Genomic DNA, 15,942 nt, shown 5'->3' with positions numbered 1-15,942 from the left:
TGAAGGAATTCATTCCGTCGAAATCGAAACACTCATTATCCGATCATATCAAGGAGGAATGAGCATGAGCCTTGGAATTGACATGCATGTCAAAGAATCTGTGCTTTGTATTCGATTAACAGGCGAACTCGATCACCATACGGCTGAAACCCTGAAGCAAAAAGTGACTCAATCATTGGAGAAGGATGATATTCGCCATATCGTGCTGAACTTGGAGGACCTTTCCTTTATGGACAGCTCAGGGCTTGGCGTTATTTTAGGAAGATACAAGCAAATTAAGCAAATTGGCGGGGAAATGGTTGTTTGCGCTATCTCTCCTGCGGTGAAGCGATTGTTTGATATGTCGGGTCTGTTTAAAATTATCCGATTTGAACAATCTGAACAGCAGGCGCTCCTGACACTGGGGGTGGCATCATGAAAAATGAAATGCACCTTGAGTTTTCTGCCCTCAGTCAGAATGAATCGTTCGCCCGTGTGACAGTTGCTTCATTTATAGCTCAGCTGGACCCGACAATGGATGAACTGACTGAAATCAAAACAGTCGTGTCAGAGGCTGTCACGAATGCGATTATCCATGGATATGAAGAGAACTGTGAAGGGAAAGTTTACATTTCAGTGACGCTGGAAGATCATGTCGTATATATGACTATTCGTGATGAAGGCTTAGGCATTACAGATCTTGAAGAAGCCCGTCAGCCTCTATTTACGACTAAGCCTGAGCTTGAGCGCTCTGGAATGGGCTTTACCATTATGGAAAATTTCATGGATGATGTCAGTATCGATTCATCGCCTGAAATGGGAACAACGATTCGCTTAACAAAGCACTTATCAAAAAGCAAAGCGCTTTGTAATTAAGGAGATTTGTTATGGATGTGGAGGTTAAGAAAAACGGCAAAAACGCTCAGCTGAAGGATCATGAAGTAAAGGAATTAATCAAACAAAGCCAAAATGGCGACCAGCAGGCAAGAGACCTCCTCATAGAAAAAAACATGCGTCTTGTTTGGTCTGTCGTACAGCGGTTTTTAAACAGAGGATATGAGCCTGACGATCTCTTCCAGATCGGCTGCATCGGGCTGTTAAAATCTGTTGACAAATTTGATTTAACCTATGATGTGCGTTTTTCAACGTATGCAGTGCCGATGATTATCGGAGAAATCCAACGATTTATCCGTGATGATGGAACCGTAAAGGTATCAAGGTCATTAAAAGAGCTTGGAAACAAAATCCGGCGCGCGAAGGATGAGCTTTCGAAAACACTGGGCAGAGTGCCGACGGTGCAGGAGATCGCTGACCATTTGGAGATTGAAGCTGAGGATGTTGTACTGGCCCAAGAGGCGGTAAGGGCTCCATCTTCGATTCACGAAACCGTTTATGAAAATGACGGAGATCCGATTACCCTGCTTGATCAAATCGCTGACAACTCAGAAGAAAAATGGTTTGACAAAATTGCGCTGAAAGAAGCAATCAGCGATTTGGAGGAAAGGGAAAAACTAATCGTCTATCTCAGATATTATAAAGACCAGACACAGTCCGAGGTGGCTGAGCGGCTCGGGATCTCTCAGGTGCAAGTTTCCAGGCTTGAAAAGAAAATATTAAAACAGATCAAGGTTCAAATGGATCATACGGATGGCTAGTCTGCAGTGCAGGCTAGCTTTTTTGTGTGCAAAAGCGTGGTAATTTATGGTCTTTTCGAGCGGATGAATGAGAACAAAATCGAACCACATACTACATATATAACCACCGAAAGATGGTGATCAATGATGGAACGACGAATATTTATCCGGCTTCGCCACCGGGTGCTGGCACATCCAGGGGATATTATTACCGTTGGAGATGCCGCGCAAATAGAAGGGCAGCTTCAGCTGAAAAAGAAACTTTCGGCTATGCCGCTTTATCAGGTGAGCGAAAAAGATAAAAATATCGTAATTCTGGATATCATACAAGTCCTCAGAGCCATTCATTTACAAGATCCGACACTTGATGTTCAAACCGTAGGCGGAGCAGAAACCATTGTTGAAATTCAATATCGAAAGCGAAATTTATCAACGGTTCTATTTATCGGTGTCTGGCTGCTTCTGTTTATTGGATCGTGTCTTGCCATCATGAACTTTCATGAGGATGTAAGCATGAGAGATGTTCATATCGCACTATATGAAATCATAACCGGAGAGAGGAATGACTATCCATATTTGCTTCAAATCCCATACAGCATCGGTTTGGGACTGGGGATGATCGTGTTTTTTAACCACATATTTAAAAAGCGCCTAAATGAAGAGCCCAGCCCGCTGGAGGTTGAGATGTTTAACTATCAGCTTGATCTCGATCAATATGTGGCCATGCATGAGAATCAAGAAACCATAAAGGATCTGCATGATCGTTAGTGTATTGTTCATTATTTTTGTCGGGCTCGGCGGAGGCATAACGGTGGGGGCGGGTTTCGTTGCTTTTTTAACCGTAATGGGAATCATTCCGCGGCTGATGCAGCTCACCAAAACAATGAGATTTGTTCAGGCTTATGAAGCGGCTGTTATTCTTGGCGCGGTTTGCGGGGGATGGGAGACGCTTCATATGAATCATCTTTATCTAACAAAATGGATAGCTGTGCCGGTCGGGCTTCTGGCAGGTTTGTTCGTCGGGATGCTAGCGGCTGCTCTTACAGAGGTTTTAAATGTCCTGCCAATTTTGGCAAAACGAATCGGGCTCAGAAGTAAAATCATTATTCTGTTAATGGCCATCGTGATTGGGAAAATCGCGGGATCCTTATTTCATTGGCTGTACTTTATTGACCATTCATAAGGAGGTTTCAAGATGACAAACATAAAAGAAAATTACAAATCAAAAGTGAAAACATATCAGCCTAAGCCGCCTTACGTCTGGAACTGTGTAAAAGCCTTTTTAGTGGGCGGACTGATTTGTGCAATCGGGCAAGGTCTGCAAAATTTTTATATCCATTTTTTTGATTTCAATGAAAAAACTGCGGGGAATCCAACAGCTGCAACGCTGATATTAATTTCTGCCCTGCTTACAGGGTTCGGCATCTATGACAGAATCGGACAATTCGCAGGCGCAGGTTCAGCCGTACCTGTCACAGGTTTTGCCAACAGTATGGCAAGCGCGGCTCTTGAATATAAAAGCGAAGGATTAGTGCTTGGAGTAGCGACAAATATGTTTAAACTGGCAGGAAATGTTATTGTTTTCGGAGTTGTAGCTGCATACATCGTTGGAATGATTCGGTTTGCTTTTGAGAAACTGATGTCATAGGAGGAGAAGAAAATGAAATTAACAGGAAAGCAAACCTGGGTATTTGAACATCCCATATTTGTCAACTCAGCGGGAACGGCAGCAGGACCAAAGGAAAAAGACGGACCGCTCGGCTCTTTATTTGATAAAACCTATGACGAAATGCATTGTAATCAAAAAAGCTGGGAAATGGCGGAACGGCAGCTGATGGAAGACGCTGTTAATGTTGCGCTTCAAAAAAACAATCTGACAAAAGATGATATTGACCTATTGCTGGCAGGCGACTTGCTGAACCAAAACGTGACGGCTAACTATGTGGCAAGACACTTGAAAATCCCATTTCTTTGTATGTTTGGCGCCTGTTCAACATCAATGGAAACAGTGGCTGTCGCATCAGCCTTAGTTGATGGCGGGTTTGCCAAAAGGGCACTCGCTGCCACCAGCAGTCACAATGCAACTGCGGAAAGACAGTTTCGCTATCCGACAGAATACGGAGGCCAAAAACCGGACACTGCTACCTCCACTGTAACCGGAAGCGGTGCAGTTGTCATCAGTCAGACACCGGGTGATATCCAAATCACAAGTGCGACTGTCGGAAAGGTTTCTGATTTAGGAATTACAGACCCTTTTGATATGGGATCGGCTATGGCTCCGGCTGCAGCTGATACGATTAAGCAGCACTTTAAAGATCTCAACCGGACAGCGGATGATTATGATCTAATCCTGACAGGTGACCTGTCAGGCGTCGGTTCTCCAATCGTAAAAGACATCTTAAAAGAAGATGGATATCCAGTCGGCACAAAGCATGATGATTGCGGGCTTCTGATTTACACTCCGGATCAGCAGGTCTTTGCCGGGGGGAGCGGCTGTGCTTGTTCAGCGGTTGTCACCTACTCTCATATTTTTAAGCAGCTGAGAGAAGGAAAATTAAACCGTGTATTTGTCGTAGCGACCGGGGCACTATTAAGCCCGACAATGATCCAGCAAAAAGAAACCATCCCGACTATCGCCCACGGGGTTGTATTTGAGCGTGCAGGAGGTGCATCTTAACATGGACTACCTTTTGGCTTTTGTCTGCGGCGGGGCCATTTGTATCGTCGGCCAGCTGCTCTTGGATATTTTTAAATTGACGCCAGCTCATGTCATGACATCATTTGTTGTAATCGGTGCAATATTAGATGGTTTCGGCATTTACGATAAATTTATTGAATTTGCCGGAGGAGGCGCCACCGTTCCGATCGTCAGCTTCGGTCACAGTCTTCTGCACGGCGCCATGCATCAGGCGCATATACACGGATTTATCGGAATCGGCATGGGGATTTTTGAGCTGACCTCGGCCGGTATCTCAGCCGCTATTCTTTTCGCCTTTATCGTAGCTGTTATTTTCAAACCGAAAGGATAATGCCGACATGACGACAAAACGCAAGGTCATACTGGTAACAGACGGGGATGTTTATGCCGCTAAAACAATTGAATACGCCGCAAGCAAAGTGGGAGGTCGATGCATTTCACAATCAAAAGGGAATCCTTCCACCCGCAGCGGCGCCGAGCTTGTCAAGCTGATCGCCTCAGCACCGTATGATCCTGTATTTGTCATGTTTGACGACTCCGGCCTTCAAGGAGAGGGTCCGGGAGAAGCCGCTCTAACCTATGTCGCAACCCATCCGTCTATTGAAGTGCTCGGTGTGATTGCGGTCGCGTCAAAAACACATCAGGCTGAATGGACCAGGGTCGATGTAAGCATTGACCGCAATGGAGAAATAACTGAATACGGCGTCGATAAAGTCGGGGAAAGAGAATTTGATGACCACAGAATGAGTGGAGATACAGTCTATTGCCTTGATAAACTTGATCTCCCGCTTATTGTCGGTATCGGGGATATCGGCAAAATGGGCAGAAAAGACGATATCTCAAAAGGGTCGCCAATCACCATGAAAGCGGTCGAGTTTATTTTAGAAAGGAGCGGGTATCATGCCGGACCACAAGGAAGAGAAAATTCGGGTTTATCGGAATCCAGCTAAAAATGAAGAGTATTTCAAAAACCGTGTTGGGATGGGGACGAGCTATGATGTAGGTGTTCGCAAGCTCACGATTTTAGATAGAGAGATCCAGCTTTACTATCTAAATGGATTATGCGATACAGCCTATATTATTCATTTAATGAGAGAGCTTGTGGCCATTAACAATCGGAAAGAAGACCCTGAAGAGCTGGTCGACATCGTCGAAAACAGGCTGCTTAACGCCCAGGTCGAAAAAGTAAAAACCTTGGATGAAACCACCGACCAAGTGCTGTCTGGGCTCGTCGCTGTCATTGTTGAAGGTGCAGGCTTCGCATTTATAATTGACGTCAGAAGCTATCCGGGCAGAAACCCGGAAGAACCTGATACGGAAAAGGTAGTCAGAGGAGCCAGAGACGGATTTGTTGAAAATATCGTCGTCAATACGGCCCTTCTCAGAAGGCGGATCAGAGACGAGCGCCTTCGAGTCAAGATGACTAAAGTTGGTGAGCGGTCAAAGACGGATTTAAGCATTTGTTATATAGAAGATATAGCTGATCCGGATCTGGTTGAGATCGTAGAAAAAGAAATTGCATCCATTGATGTCGATGGATTAACAATGGCAGACAAAACTGTCGAGGAATTCATTGTTAATCAAAGCTATAATCCTTTTCCGCTCGTGCGCTATACAGAAAGACCGGATGTGGCCGCAAATCATGTTCTAGAAGGCCATGTCATCATTATAGTGGACACATCGCCGAGTGTGATCATTACCCCGACGACTTTATTTCACCATGTGCAGCATGCTGAAGAATATAGGCAGGCGCCTTCAGTCGGGACCTTTTTAAGATGGGTAAGATTTTTCGGTATTCTTGCTTCTACTTTATTTCTTCCGATCTGGTTTCTCTTTGTGCTTCAGCCTGATCTGCTCCCGGACAATATGAAATTTATCGGTTTAAATAAAGATACGCATATCCCGATCATCCTGCAGATATTTTTAGCTGACTTAGGAATCGAGTTTCTCAGAATGGCTGCCATTCACACCCCGACGGCTTTATCGACAGCAATGGGTTTAATTGCCGCTGTTCTGATCGGGCAGATTGCGATTGAGGTCGGCCTTTTTTCTCCTGAGGTAATTCTGTACGTCTCACTTGCGGCGATTGGAACCTTTACGACGCCTAGTTATGAATTAAGCTTGGCAAACAAAATGAGCCGTCTTGTCCTCATGATACTCGTTGCCTTATTTCATATAAAAGGGCTCGTCATCGGATTTACAGTGCTAATTATTGCCATGGCAAGCATCAAATCCCTTCAGACACCGTACTTATGGCCGCTGATTCCCTTTAACGGAAAGGCGCTGTGGCAGGTTCTTGTCCGCACAGCGAAACCTGGCGCAAAAGTAAGACCCAGTATCGTTCACCCCAAAAATCGTTTAAGACAGCCTACCAATTCATAATCGCATTGAAACTGACTGAAGAGTATGATAATGTATGTCTTAATTATGAAGGGACAGTCCATAAAACTGTCCTTTCATCCATAAGCGGAGAAAGAGGGAATGACATTGTTCTTACACGGCACAAGCAGACAAAATCAACATGGTCATTTAGAAATCGGAGGTGTGGATGCTCTCTATTTAGCGGAGAAATATGGTACACCTCTTTACGTATATGATGTGGCTTTAATACGTGAGCGTGCTAAAAGCTTTAAGCAGGCGTTTATTTCTGCAGGGCTGAAAGCACAGGTGGCATATGCGAGTAAAGCATTCTCATCAGTCGCAATGATTCAGCTCGCTGAGGAAGAGGGACTTTCTTTAGATGTCGTATCCGGAGGAGAGCTATATACGGCTGTTGCGGCAGGCTTTCCGGCAGAACGCATCCACTTTCATGGAAACAATAAGAGCAGGGAAGAACTGCGGATGGCGCTTGAGCACCGCATCGGCTGCATTGTGGTGGATAATTTCTATGAAATTGCGCTTCTTGAAGACCTATGTAAAGAAACGGGTCACTCCATCGACGTTCTTCTTCGGATCACGCCCGGAGTAGAAGCGCATACGCATGACTACATTACAACGGGCCAGGAAGATTCAAAGTTTGGTTTCGATCTTCATAACGGACAAACTGAACGGGCCATTGAACAAGTATTACAATCGGAACACATTCAGCTGCTGGGTGTCCATTGCCATATCGGCTCGCAAATCTTTGATACGGCCGGTTTTGTGTTAGCAGCGGAAAAAATCTTCAAAAAACTAGACGAGTGGAGAGATTCATATTCATTTGTATCCAAGGTGCTGAACCTTGGAGGAGGTTTCGGCATTCGTTATACGGAAGATGATGAACCGCTTCATGCCACTGAATACGTTGAAAAAATTATTGAAGCTGTGAAAGAAAATGCTTCCCGTTACGGTTTTGACATCCCGGAAATTTGGATCGAACCGGGCCGTTCTCTCGTGGGAGACGCAGGCACAACCCTTTATACGGTTGGCTCTCAAAAAGAAGTGCCGGGTGTCCGCCAATATGTGGCTGTAGACGGAGGCATGAACGACAATATTCGTCCTGCGCTTTACCAAGCTAAATATGAAGCTGCGGCAGCCAACAGGATCGGAGAAGCGCATGACAAAACGGTATCAATTGCCGGAAAGTGCTGTGAAAGCGGAGATATGCTGATTTGGGATATTGACTTGCCGGAAGTAAAAGAAGGCGATCTTCTTGCCGTTTTTTGTACAGGCGCTTATGGATACAGCATGGCCAACAATTATAACCGTATTCCGAGACCCGCCGTTGTATTTGTCGAAAACGGTGAGGCTCATTTAGTCGTGAAGCGAGAAACATACGAAGATATTGTAAAACTTGATCTGCCATTTAAAACGGGTGTAAAGCAATAAAAGAAAGCGCCGATTTTTCGGCGCTTTTCTTATTTGAATATAGATACAATCGCATTCCAGGTAGATACGAAGAAATCAATGACTTTCTGGATGAAGTTTTTGCCTTCATCTGATTCTATGAATTTCGTAATCTTATCTTTGGCTTTATCAAGCTGGTCACTGACTTGTCCCCAGTCAATGTCAGCATTTTTCATCTTATTGAATAGGGAGACAAGCTGATTCTTTTGGCTGTCAGTAAGTGTGACGTTTAAATCAGAAGCTGCGTCGTCCACTTGTTTTTCGATGTCAGCTTTATTATCAGGCACCCCGTTTTTAGCAAACTCTTCTTTGATTTTTGCAATTAGGGCTGATGCATTTTCGTTACCGATTTTGTCTCCAAGCTCTGATGTCGTGACAAGCTCTTGGTTGGCGACTTGTTTAACATCCTCCGAGATCGCTTCGTCTGAAGAAACTTCATACGCCTTAATCAATCCAGTTAAAGCCGCAGTCCCGGATACTTCAAACGGTGCTGTAACATACACCTTCGCATCTTTCACACCGGCTGTCATCAGTGCATTCAGGTACATTTCATCTGTGATGCCGCTGATATTATGGGTCTCAACATTCAATCCGGAGCCTTTTTTGGCAATGGTGATTGACGAAGAAGAAATCGCTCTCGACCCGATTTGCGCGTTTGATATATATTTTCCTAAATATTCATGTTCTTCTTTATTGGTCACGGTTACCGTTGTGGCATTATCAGGGACATTCATTTCATCAAGCACTTTTTGTTTGTCGGATTCTGACAAATCAGCACCCAGTGTTACAATGACATCTCCAACTGCGGCATCCGCGAGACTGACCTTCGGAACCGTCAGCAGCAAAACGGCCGCTGCCAGCATTCCAATCCAAATTTTCTTCAAAGCAGTTTGACCTCCTTCAATTTCACAAGCAGCTGGATAGTGCTGCTTTGTGAGGACCTGAATCATGAAAAATACAGTTCCGTTAGGTTAGACGGAGATAAAGAGATTCAGGTTTCATTTTTATTTTTTAGTAAAGCCCGGGAGATTCGTTTTCCCCCGAAAGGTGTGGTATAATAGCCGCGACAAGGAGAGACAGGCTATAACCTATCATACATAATCTCCTTTGAAAATTAAAATAAAGAAAGTAGGCATACAATTGAAAACAGGTTACTTTGTATTAGAAGACGGGAACAAAATTGAATTTGAACTTTATCCTGAAGCTGCACCTGGAACTGTTGCAAACTTTGAAAAGCTTGCAAACGAAGGCTTTTATGACGGGCTTACATTCCATCGAGTGATCCCTGGCTTCGTCAGCCAAGGCGGATGCCCGCACGGAACTGGTACTGGCGGCCCAGGATACACAATCAAATGTGAAACAGAAGGAAACCCGCATACACATGAGGCGGGCGCACTTTCTATGGCACATGCCGGAAAAGACACTGGCGGCAGCCAATTTTTCATCGTTCATGAGCCACAGCCTCATTTGAACGGTGTTCACACTGTATTTGGTAAAGTAACAAGCGGATTAGAATTCGCGAAAAACATGTCTAATGGCGACGTCATGAAAGAAGTTCGTGTAGAAGGCTAATCGGCAGGCAAAAGGCTTCCTCTTAGAGAGGAAGCTTTTTTTATTGGCCAAAAATGTTCAATAAAAAACCGCCGAATGCTGATGGCGGTTGGCAAAACCAGGTGTTTAGTTAGTGACCCCCGTGTATTGAATACATTAAAAAGTTTTGGTGACGTTCTGATCAGTAAATTGATGATTAATCATTTTAGCCTTGCTTACAAAGTTATTTTCAAAGACAATTCCTGTGTTTAAACCTCCGGAGCCAAACACAGATTTGGACAAAGTTAAAGGCCTGATCATAAAAGCGCCGCCTACGTTAATTACGCTGTTCCCGGAAACGTTGTTTATATTAATAGGATAATCAATCATACTATTAAGTCTCCTTTCATATCATTCTATTTTTTATATGTATTAGTGCTAGAGTTGATTAGCGTAAACTTAATGGCAAAAATATTTAGGAGATGTCTGTTCGTTGGTATTTTGTGGTAAAATAAATCAAATAAACGTGATGTAATGAAAAGGAGATCGCGATATGGACAACAAAGGCTGTAGAAAATGCGGCAGTACTGAAGCAGGACAAAAAGAAATAGCCACAACCGGCACGGGATTATCAAAGCTGTTTGACGTGCAGCATAACCGATTTCTAGTGGTTTACTGTAAGAACTGCGGATATTCAGAGTTTTATAATAAAGAGTCTTCAACTGCCGGGAATATATTCGATTTATTTTTTGGAGGCTGATCCATGTTTTCGAGCTTGAATGATTTTAAACATATTATGAAAGCAAAAAACGGGGTGCGGTTATCACCTGTGAAATAGGTTGCCGCAAACATTCCAGTAACCTTCATGACGTGAATTGTTTTGTCAAGTGCCATGGGTATCATGTACTGGGAGATCAATGGAATGCAGTAAATGAACAAACTGTTCCTAACCTCATGCCTTATAAACGATCTAAAGATTTAGCATATGAGAACTCTCTTTCTTCTGAGTCCATCGCTTCTGAATTATGCGATTCATTTCCTTCAATATTTGCAGGCCTGGTTATGATCGACAAGAAAAAAATGGGCATGATGTGGGAAGAAGATGAAGATTAACAGTTTTTAAAATCACTTCAATGGTCCTAATGGGATTTTTTTTTGATTCGTGATAACATAAATTGAAGACCGTTGTTTATTGGAGGAAATCAGTTGAAATCAGAAAATGTTTCGAAGAAAAAAACAATATTAGAATGGGCAAAAGCAATTGTGATTGCTGTCGTTCTTGCTTTGCTCATCCGCAACTTTATTTTTGCGCCGTATGTCGTTGACGGTGAATCCATGGAACCTACACTTCACGATCGTGAAAGGGTCTTTGTCAATATGACAGTCAAATACATCGGCGAGTTTGATAGAGGGGACATTGTCGTGTTAAACGGAGATGATGTTCACTATGTCAAACGTATTATCGGCCTTCCCGGCGATACGGTTGAGATGAAAAATGACCAGCTCTATATCAACGGGAAAAAGGTGGACGAACCTTATTTGGCAGCTAATAAAAAGAGAGCGAAACAGGACGGTAAACCTTTGACCGATGATTTCGGCCCGGTTAAAGTGCCTGATAACAAGTATTTTGTGATGGGTGACAATCGTCGGAATTCCATGGACAGCCGTAACGGACTTGGCCTCTTCACGAAAAAACAAATTGCGGGTACGTCAAAGTTTGTTTTCTACCCGTTTAATGAAATGCGCAAAACAAATTAGGATCAAGCAGTTTCCCATTGGGGCTGCTTTTTTTATATCTTTTTTACGGTCATCCCCTAAAAACAGAACATAAATTCGTATATCTATAGAAAAGAAATTTTTGCAGAAATGTGAAACATATTCCCGTTATGCATCGTTATATTAATAATTTACGAGAATTTACGGTTTTTTATTCATGAAAAAAAGGAATAACTCATATGAATGAATAGATTCATATTGGCTGGAGGTTTAGAAATGGGAAGAATAAAAACCAAGATTACCATTCTGTTAGTGCTTTTGCTTTTACTTGCAGGCGGTTATATGTACATAAATGATGTTGAGCTGAAGGATGTTCCGACAGCAATTGGACAAACCTTGTCCTCGGAAGAAGAGGAATACACCATCCAGGAATATAAAGTGACGAAAATTGACGGCTCAGAGTATCATGGAGTAGCAGAAAACGGAACGAAAATCATCTTCAACGGAAAAAAATTAAATCAGGATTTATCTGATATAAAAGAAGGTGACAAGATTAAGGCTTACTTCAGCAAATCAAAGCGGATCGACGGATTAATCAAGGTTGCAAAAGTGAATGATTAACAAAACATCACCTTTCGGATCGAAGGGTGATGTTTTGTTTTTCTCAAATTGTAAGTTTATTTCATTGCGTACTTTAAAAAGGATCGCTATAATAGCCAATAAGGACAAATGAATAAAGATTGTATCCTTCGGGGCAGGGTGGAAATCCCGACCGGCGGTAGTAAAGCACATTTGCTTTAGAGCCCGTGACCCGTGTGCATAAGCACGCGGTGGATTCAGTTTAAGCTGAAGCCGACAGTGAAAGTCTGGATGGGAGAAGGATGATGAACCGCTATGCAAATGGTTCAAAAATGCATAGTGCTATTTCCTATTGCGTAAAATACCTAAAGCCCCGGATTTTTTATAAATTCGGGGCTTTTTTGACGGTAAATAACAAAAGAGGGGAGGGAAACAAATGGAAGAGTATTATATGAAGCTGGCATTAGATCTTGCGAAGCAGGGCGAAGGACAGACCGAATCCAATCCGCTCGTCGGCGCTGTTGTCGTAAAGGACGGACAAATTGTCGGAATGGGCGCCCATTTAAAATATGGTGAAGCTCATGCAGAAGTTCATGCCATCCATATGGCAGGAGCACATGCAGAGGGTGCCGACATTTACGTTACACTTGAACCGTGCAGCCATTACGGAAAAACACCGCCATGTGCAGAATTGATTATCAACTCTGGCATCAAAAGAGTGTTCATGGCGATGAGAGATCCTAATCCGCTTGTGGCTGGAAGAGGGATCAGCATGATGAAAGAAGCCGGCATTGAGGTAAGGGAAGGCATCCTGGCAGACCAGGCGGAGAGGCTGAATGAAAAATTTCTGCACTTTATGAGGACAGGCCTTCCGTACGTCACGCTAAAAGCGGCTGCCAGCCTTGACGGCAAGATAGCTACCAGCAAGGGTGACAGCAAATGGATCACGTCAGAGGCTGCAAGACAGGATGCTCAGCAATACAGGAAAACACACCAAAGCATTTTAGTCGGAGTTGGCACAGTGAAAGCCGACAATCCGAGCTTAACCTGCAGACTGCTGAATGTAACAAAACAGCCGGTTCGGGTCATACTTGATACCGTACTCTCGATTCCTGAGGACGCTAAAGTGATTTGCGATCAAATAGCGCCGACATGGATTTTTACGACGGCACGCGCAGACGAGGAAAAGAAAAAACGGCTTTCAGCTTTCGGAGTGAACATATTTACACTTGAAACCGAGCGCATTCAAATTCCCGATGTTTTGAAGATCCTAGCGAAAGAAGGCATCATGTCGGTGTATGTGGAAGGCGGTTCAGCTGTTCACGGAAGCTTTGTCAAAGAAGGCTGTTTTCAAGAAATCATCTTCTATTTTGCCCCTAAACTAATCGGAGGAACGCATGCTCCCAGCTTAATCTCCGGTGAAGGTTTTCAATCAATGAAAGATGTCCCCTTATTACAATTCACTGATATAACCCAAATCGGCCGTGATATCAAACTGACGGCAAAACCGACAAAGGAATAGGATGGTGACCATGTTTACAGGAATTATCGAAGAAACAGGCACAATCGAATCCATGAAAAAAGCAGGGCATTCAATGGCCTTAACTATTAAATGCTCAAAGATTTTAGAGGATGTTCATCTTGGCGACAGCATTGCAGTGAACGGCATTTGTCTGACTGTCACTGATTTTACAAAAAATCAATTCACAGTGGATGTTATGCCTGAAACAGTCAAAGCTACGTCACTGAATGATTTAACAAAAGGAAGCAAAGTAAATCTGGAAAGAGCGATGGCGGCAAACGGCCGTTTCGGAGGCCATTTCGTCTCAGGCCATGTCGACGGAACTGCGGAAATCACACGAATTGAAGAGAAAAGCAACGCAGTTTACTATGATTTAAAAATGGACCCATCATTAACAAAAACATTGGTTTTAAAGGGATCAATTACTGTGGATGGCGTGAGCTTAACCATATTCGGCCTGACAGAAGACACAGTGACGATCTCCTTAATACCGCATACAATCAGCGAAACGATCTTTTCAGAAAAAACGATCGGCTCTAAAGTGAATATCGAATGCGATATGATCGGAAAATATATGTATCGATTTTTGCATAAAGCCAATGAAAATAAGACCCAACAAACCATTACAAAAGCCTTCTTAAGCGAAAACGGCTTTTAGAGAGGAAGATTTGCATGTTTCATCCGATAGAAGAAGCACTGGACGCTTTAAAAAAAGGCGAAGTCATCATCGTTGTAGATGATGAAGACAGAGAAAATGAAGGAGACTTTGTGGCTCTTGCCGAGCATGCAACGCCTGAAGTCATTAACTTTATGGCGACACATGGGAGAGGACTGGTCTGCACGCCGCTCAGTGAGGAAATCGCAGACAGGCTTGATCTTCACCCTATGGTTGAGCATAATACAGATTCTCACCACACTGCATTTACCGTAAGCATAGACCATCGTGAAACGAAAACAGGTATCAGCGCTCAAGAAAGATCTTTTACCGTTCAAGCATTGCTGGACAGCAAATCCGTGCCATCTGATTTTCAGCGTCCGGGGCACATTTTTCCGCTGATTGCGAAAAAAGGAGGTGTCCTGAAAAGAGCGGGCCATACAGAAGCTGCTGTTGATCTTGCTGAAGCTTGCGGATCTCCAGGAGCCGGCGTCATTTGTGAAATTATGAATGAAGACGGAACGATGGCGAGAGTGCCTGAGCTTATTGAAATTGCGAAAAAGCATCAATTAAAAATGATCACCATTAAGGATTTGATTCAATACCGTTACAATCTGACAACACTTGTCGAGCGTGAAGTTGACATTACGCTGCCTACTGATTTTGGGACATTTAAGGTTTATGGATACACAAATGAGGTAGATGGAAAAGAGCATGTCGCATTTGTGATGGGAGATGTGCCGTTCGGAGAAGAACCGGTATTGGTCCGGGTGCATTCAGAATGTCTCACAGGTGACGTGTTTGGCTCTCATCGCTGTGATTGTGGACCGCAGCTGCACGCCGCGCTGAACCAAATTGCCGCAGAAGGCCGTGGAGTGCTTCTGTACTTGCGCCAAGAAGGACGAGGCATCGGTTTAATCAATAAATTAAAAGCTTATAAGCTTCAGGAACAGGGTTATGACACCGTAGAAGCCAATGAGGCGCTTGGATTCTTGCCGGATCTTCGCAACTATGGCATCGGAGCACAAATTTTACGCGACCTCGGTGTCCGGAATATGAAGCTTTTGACGAATAATCCGCGAAAAATCGCAGGCCTTGAAGGCTACGGACTCAGTATTTCAGAAAGAGTGCCGCTTCAAATGGAGGCGAAAGAACACAATAAAAAATATTTGCAAACCAAAATGAACAAGCTAGGTCATTTACTTCATTTCTAATCACAAATATCACAAAAAAGGATGGGAATCATATGAATATCATACAAGGAAATTTAGTTGGTACAGGTCTTAAAATCGGAATCGTAGTAGGAAGATTTAATGATTTTATTACGAGCAAGCTGCTGAGCGGAGCAGAAGATGCGCTGCTCAGACATGGCGTAGACACAAATGATATTGATGTGGCTTGGGTTCCAGGCGCATTTGAAATACCGTTTGCTGCGAAAAAAATGGCGGAAACAAAAAAATATGATGCTATTATCACATTGGGCACTGTCATCAGAGGCGCGACGACACATTACGATTATGTCTGCAATGAAGCTGCAAAAGGCATCGCGCAAGCAGCAAACACTACTGGTGTACCTGTCATCTTTGGAATTGTAACAACTGAAAACATCGAACAGGCTATCGAGCGTGCCGGCACAAAAGCGGGCAACAAAGGTGTAGATTGTGCTGTTTCTGCCATTGAAATGGCAAATTTAAACCGCTCATTTGAATAATTTGCTGAAAACAGTTTAAAAATATGGCGAAAATGATATAATGTGAGAAAACGGATCACCTATTCGTATCCGTTAATAGCAGACTGGACATTT

General features: G+C 43.5%; 22 protein-coding genes and 1 riboswitch. Of the genes, 19 read left to right on the top strand and 3 right to left on the bottom strand.

The window, feature by feature from the left end:
- Positions 1–64 precede the first annotated feature (64 nt).
- The 11 genes from spoIIAA (at position 65) to lysA (ending at position 8,118) form a co-directional block, all read left to right on the top strand.
- Entirely contained in the window at positions 65–418 is a 354-nt protein-coding gene (spoIIAA, locus tag KXZ66_RS12355) for an anti-sigma F factor antagonist (RefSeq protein ID WP_003223957.1), read from the top strand.
- The gene (spoIIAB, locus tag KXZ66_RS12350) at positions 415–855 is read left to right on the top strand and encodes an anti-sigma F factor (RefSeq protein ID WP_003230452.1); all 441 of its coding nucleotides are present in this window, start codon (positions 415–417) and stop codon (positions 853–855) included. The genes spoIIAA and spoIIAB overlap by 4 nt, the downstream gene beginning before the upstream one ends.
- 11 nt (positions 856–866) lie before the next feature.
- Positions 867–1,634, top strand: coding sequence for an RNA polymerase sporulation sigma factor SigF (gene sigF, locus KXZ66_RS12345; protein WP_003230458.1), 768 nt, complete (start codon positions 867–869; stop codon positions 1,632–1,634).
- A 126-nt stretch (positions 1,635–1,760) separates the two neighbouring features.
- Positions 1,761–2,381 carry a stage V sporulation protein SpoVAA gene (gene spoVAA, locus KXZ66_RS12340; RefSeq protein ID WP_015714205.1) on the top strand — a complete coding sequence of 207 codons (621 nt, stop codon included), beginning with the start codon at positions 1,761–1,763 and terminating at the stop codon, positions 2,379–2,381.
- On the top strand, positions 2,371–2,796 hold the full coding sequence (gene spoVAB, locus KXZ66_RS12335; RefSeq protein ID WP_003230463.1) for a stage V sporulation protein SpoVAB: 426 nt from the start codon (positions 2,371–2,373) through the stop codon (positions 2,794–2,796). The genes spoVAA and spoVAB overlap by 11 nt, the downstream gene beginning before the upstream one ends.
- A 12-nt stretch (positions 2,797–2,808) precedes the next feature.
- A complete protein-coding gene (gene spoVAC / locus KXZ66_RS12330) occupies positions 2,809–3,261 on the top strand; it encodes a stage V sporulation protein AC (protein ID WP_003223947.1) in 453 nt (150 codons plus the stop codon).
- A gap of 12 nt (positions 3,262–3,273) precedes the next feature.
- Entirely contained in the window at positions 3,274–4,290 is a 1,017-nt protein-coding gene (gene spoVAD / locus KXZ66_RS12325; RefSeq protein ID WP_003230465.1) for a stage V sporulation protein AD, read from the top strand.
- A gap of 1 nt (position 4,291) precedes the next feature.
- Positions 4,292–4,642 (top strand): stage V sporulation protein AE, encoded by a 351-nt coding sequence (gene spoVAE, locus KXZ66_RS12320; RefSeq protein WP_003230467.1) that lies wholly within the window; start codon positions 4,292–4,294, stop codon positions 4,640–4,642.
- Positions 4,643–4,649: 7 nt separating this feature from the next.
- Entirely contained in the window at positions 4,650–5,261 is a 612-nt protein-coding gene (gene spoVAEA / locus KXZ66_RS12315) for a stage V sporulation protein SpoVABEA (RefSeq protein WP_003230469.1), read from the top strand.
- Positions 5,212–6,693: a spore germination protein SpoVAF gene (spoVAF, locus tag KXZ66_RS12310; RefSeq protein ID WP_120028334.1), complete on the top strand. Its 1,482-nt coding sequence runs from the start codon at positions 5,212–5,214 to the stop codon at positions 6,691–6,693. Before spoVAEA ends, spoVAF begins: the two co-directional genes overlap by 50 nt.
- A gap of 105 nt (positions 6,694–6,798) precedes the next feature.
- Positions 6,799–8,118, top strand: coding sequence for a diaminopimelate decarboxylase (gene lysA, locus KXZ66_RS12305; protein ID WP_004398851.1), 1,320 nt, complete (start codon positions 6,799–6,801; stop codon positions 8,116–8,118).
- 29 nt (positions 8,119–8,147) lie between these two features.
- On the opposite strand, the gene KXZ66_RS12300 is transcribed toward lysA, so the two are convergent.
- A complete protein-coding gene (locus KXZ66_RS12300; RefSeq protein ID WP_219144577.1) occupies positions 8,148–9,020 on the bottom strand; it encodes a DUF1002 domain-containing protein in 873 nt (290 codons plus the stop codon).
- 256 nt (positions 9,021–9,276) lie between these two features.
- Here KXZ66_RS12300 and KXZ66_RS12295 point away from each other — a divergent pair, with 256 nt between their 5' ends.
- Entirely contained in the window at positions 9,277–9,708 is a 432-nt protein-coding gene (locus KXZ66_RS12295; protein WP_219144576.1) for a peptidylprolyl isomerase, read from the top strand.
- A gap of 135 nt (positions 9,709–9,843) precedes the next feature.
- Here KXZ66_RS12295 and KXZ66_RS12290 read toward each other — a convergent pair whose 3' ends face one another.
- Positions 9,844–10,056: a spore germination protein gene (locus KXZ66_RS12290; protein ID WP_003230479.1), complete on the bottom strand. Its 213-nt coding sequence runs from the start codon at positions 10,054–10,056 to the stop codon at positions 9,844–9,846.
- A gap of 163 nt (positions 10,057–10,219) precedes the next feature.
- Here KXZ66_RS12290 and KXZ66_RS12285 point away from each other — a divergent pair, with 163 nt between their 5' ends.
- Positions 10,220–10,426, top strand: a complete 207-nt coding sequence (locus tag KXZ66_RS12285) for a zinc ribbon domain-containing protein (RefSeq protein ID WP_021481576.1) — start codon at positions 10,220–10,222, stop codon at positions 10,424–10,426.
- Here KXZ66_RS12285 and KXZ66_RS12280 read toward each other — a convergent pair.
- The gene (locus KXZ66_RS12280; RefSeq protein ID WP_219144575.1) at positions 10,369–10,605 is read right to left on the bottom strand and encodes a hypothetical protein; all 237 of its coding nucleotides are present in this window, start codon (positions 10,603–10,605) and stop codon (positions 10,369–10,371) included. The genes KXZ66_RS12285 and KXZ66_RS12280 overlap by 58 nt on opposite strands.
- Before the next feature lie 267 nt (positions 10,606–10,872).
- On the opposite strand from KXZ66_RS12280, the gene sipS reads away from it, so the two are divergent.
- From sipS to ribH, 6 genes are all read left to right on the top strand, one after another.
- Positions 10,873–11,424, top strand: coding sequence for a signal peptidase I sipS (gene sipS, locus KXZ66_RS12275; protein ID WP_219144574.1), 552 nt, complete (start codon positions 10,873–10,875; stop codon positions 11,422–11,424).
- A gap of 234 nt (positions 11,425–11,658) precedes the next feature.
- Complete coding sequence (locus tag KXZ66_RS12270) at positions 11,659–12,003, top strand: hypothetical protein (protein ID WP_003230488.1); 345 nt, start codon at positions 11,659–11,661, stop codon at positions 12,001–12,003.
- Positions 12,004–12,123: 120 nt separating this feature from the next.
- A riboswitch (FMN riboswitch) is annotated at positions 12,124–12,268 on the top strand.
- A gap of 129 nt (positions 12,269–12,397) precedes the next feature.
- Positions 12,398–13,483 (top strand): bifunctional diaminohydroxyphosphoribosylaminopyrimidine deaminase/5-amino-6-(5-phosphoribosylamino)uracil reductase RibD, encoded by a 1,086-nt coding sequence (gene ribD, locus KXZ66_RS12265; RefSeq protein ID WP_213419097.1) that lies wholly within the window; start codon positions 12,398–12,400, stop codon positions 13,481–13,483.
- A gap of 10 nt (positions 13,484–13,493) precedes the next feature.
- On the top strand, positions 13,494–14,141 hold the full coding sequence (ribE, locus tag KXZ66_RS12260; RefSeq protein WP_014480161.1) for a riboflavin synthase subunit alpha: 648 nt from the start codon (positions 13,494–13,496) through the stop codon (positions 14,139–14,141).
- A 14-nt stretch (positions 14,142–14,155) separates the two neighbouring features.
- Positions 14,156–15,352, top strand: a complete 1,197-nt coding sequence (locus tag KXZ66_RS12255) for a bifunctional 3,4-dihydroxy-2-butanone-4-phosphate synthase/GTP cyclohydrolase II (RefSeq protein ID WP_219144572.1) — start codon at positions 14,156–14,158, stop codon at positions 15,350–15,352.
- A 32-nt stretch (positions 15,353–15,384) separates the two neighbouring features.
- Entirely contained in the window at positions 15,385–15,849 is a 465-nt protein-coding gene (gene ribH / locus KXZ66_RS12250; RefSeq protein ID WP_003223915.1) for a 6,7-dimethyl-8-ribityllumazine synthase, read from the top strand.
- The last annotated feature ends 93 nt before the right edge of the window (positions 15,850–15,942 follow it).

The sequence above is a fragment of the Bacillus sp. LJBS17 genome, from assembly GCF_019334685.1.
In the GTDB taxonomy this organism is placed as follows: Bacteria; Bacillota; Bacilli; order Bacillales; family Bacillaceae; genus Bacillus; species Bacillus subtilis.
Note: the sequence above shows the minus strand (reverse complement) of the source record. Positions and strands in the feature narration are given on the sequence as shown.

Bases quoted from the DNA above. Each gene is read 5' to 3' on its own strand.
- ribH (WP_003223915.1), top strand. From the start codon at position 15,385: ATGAATATCATACAAGGAAATTTAGTTGGTACAGGTCTTAAAATCGGA.
- spoVAF (WP_120028334.1), top strand. From the start codon at position 5,212: ATGCCGGACCACAAGGAAGAGAAAATTCGGGTTTATCGGAATCCAGCT.
- sigF (WP_003230458.1), top strand. From the start codon at position 867: ATGGATGTGGAGGTTAAGAAAAACGGCAAAAACGCTCAGCTGAAGGAT.
- ribD (WP_213419097.1), top strand. From the start codon at position 12,398: ATGGAAGAGTATTATATGAAGCTGGCATTAGATCTTGCGAAGCAGGGC.
- spoIIAB (WP_003230452.1), top strand. From the start codon at position 415: ATGAAAAATGAAATGCACCTTGAGTTTTCTGCCCTCAGTCAGAATGAA.
- spoVAD (WP_003230465.1), top strand. From the start codon at position 3,274: ATGAAATTAACAGGAAAGCAAACCTGGGTATTTGAACATCCCATATTT.
- spoVAEA (WP_003230469.1), top strand. From the start codon at position 4,650: ATGACGACAAAACGCAAGGTCATACTGGTAACAGACGGGGATGTTTAT.
- ribE (WP_014480161.1), top strand. From the start codon at position 13,494: ATGTTTACAGGAATTATCGAAGAAACAGGCACAATCGAATCCATGAAA.
- KXZ66_RS12285 (WP_021481576.1), top strand. From the start codon at position 10,220: ATGGACAACAAAGGCTGTAGAAAATGCGGCAGTACTGAAGCAGGACAA.
- spoIIAA (WP_003223957.1), top strand. From the start codon at position 65: ATGAGCCTTGGAATTGACATGCATGTCAAAGAATCTGTGCTTTGTATT.
- spoVAC (WP_003223947.1), top strand. From the start codon at position 2,809: ATGACAAACATAAAAGAAAATTACAAATCAAAAGTGAAAACATATCAG.
- KXZ66_RS12255 (WP_219144572.1), top strand. From the start codon at position 14,156: ATGTTTCATCCGATAGAAGAAGCACTGGACGCTTTAAAAAAAGGCGAA.
- spoVAB (WP_003230463.1), top strand. From the start codon at position 2,371: ATGATCGTTAGTGTATTGTTCATTATTTTTGTCGGGCTCGGCGGAGGC.
- spoVAA (WP_015714205.1), top strand. From the start codon at position 1,761: ATGGAACGACGAATATTTATCCGGCTTCGCCACCGGGTGCTGGCACAT.
- KXZ66_RS12290 (WP_003230479.1), bottom strand. From the start codon at position 10,056: ATGATTGATTATCCTATTAATATAAACAACGTTTCCGGGAACAGCGTA.
- KXZ66_RS12270 (WP_003230488.1), top strand. From the start codon at position 11,659: ATGGGAAGAATAAAAACCAAGATTACCATTCTGTTAGTGCTTTTGCTT.
- spoVAE (WP_003230467.1), top strand. From the start codon at position 4,292: ATGGACTACCTTTTGGCTTTTGTCTGCGGCGGGGCCATTTGTATCGTC.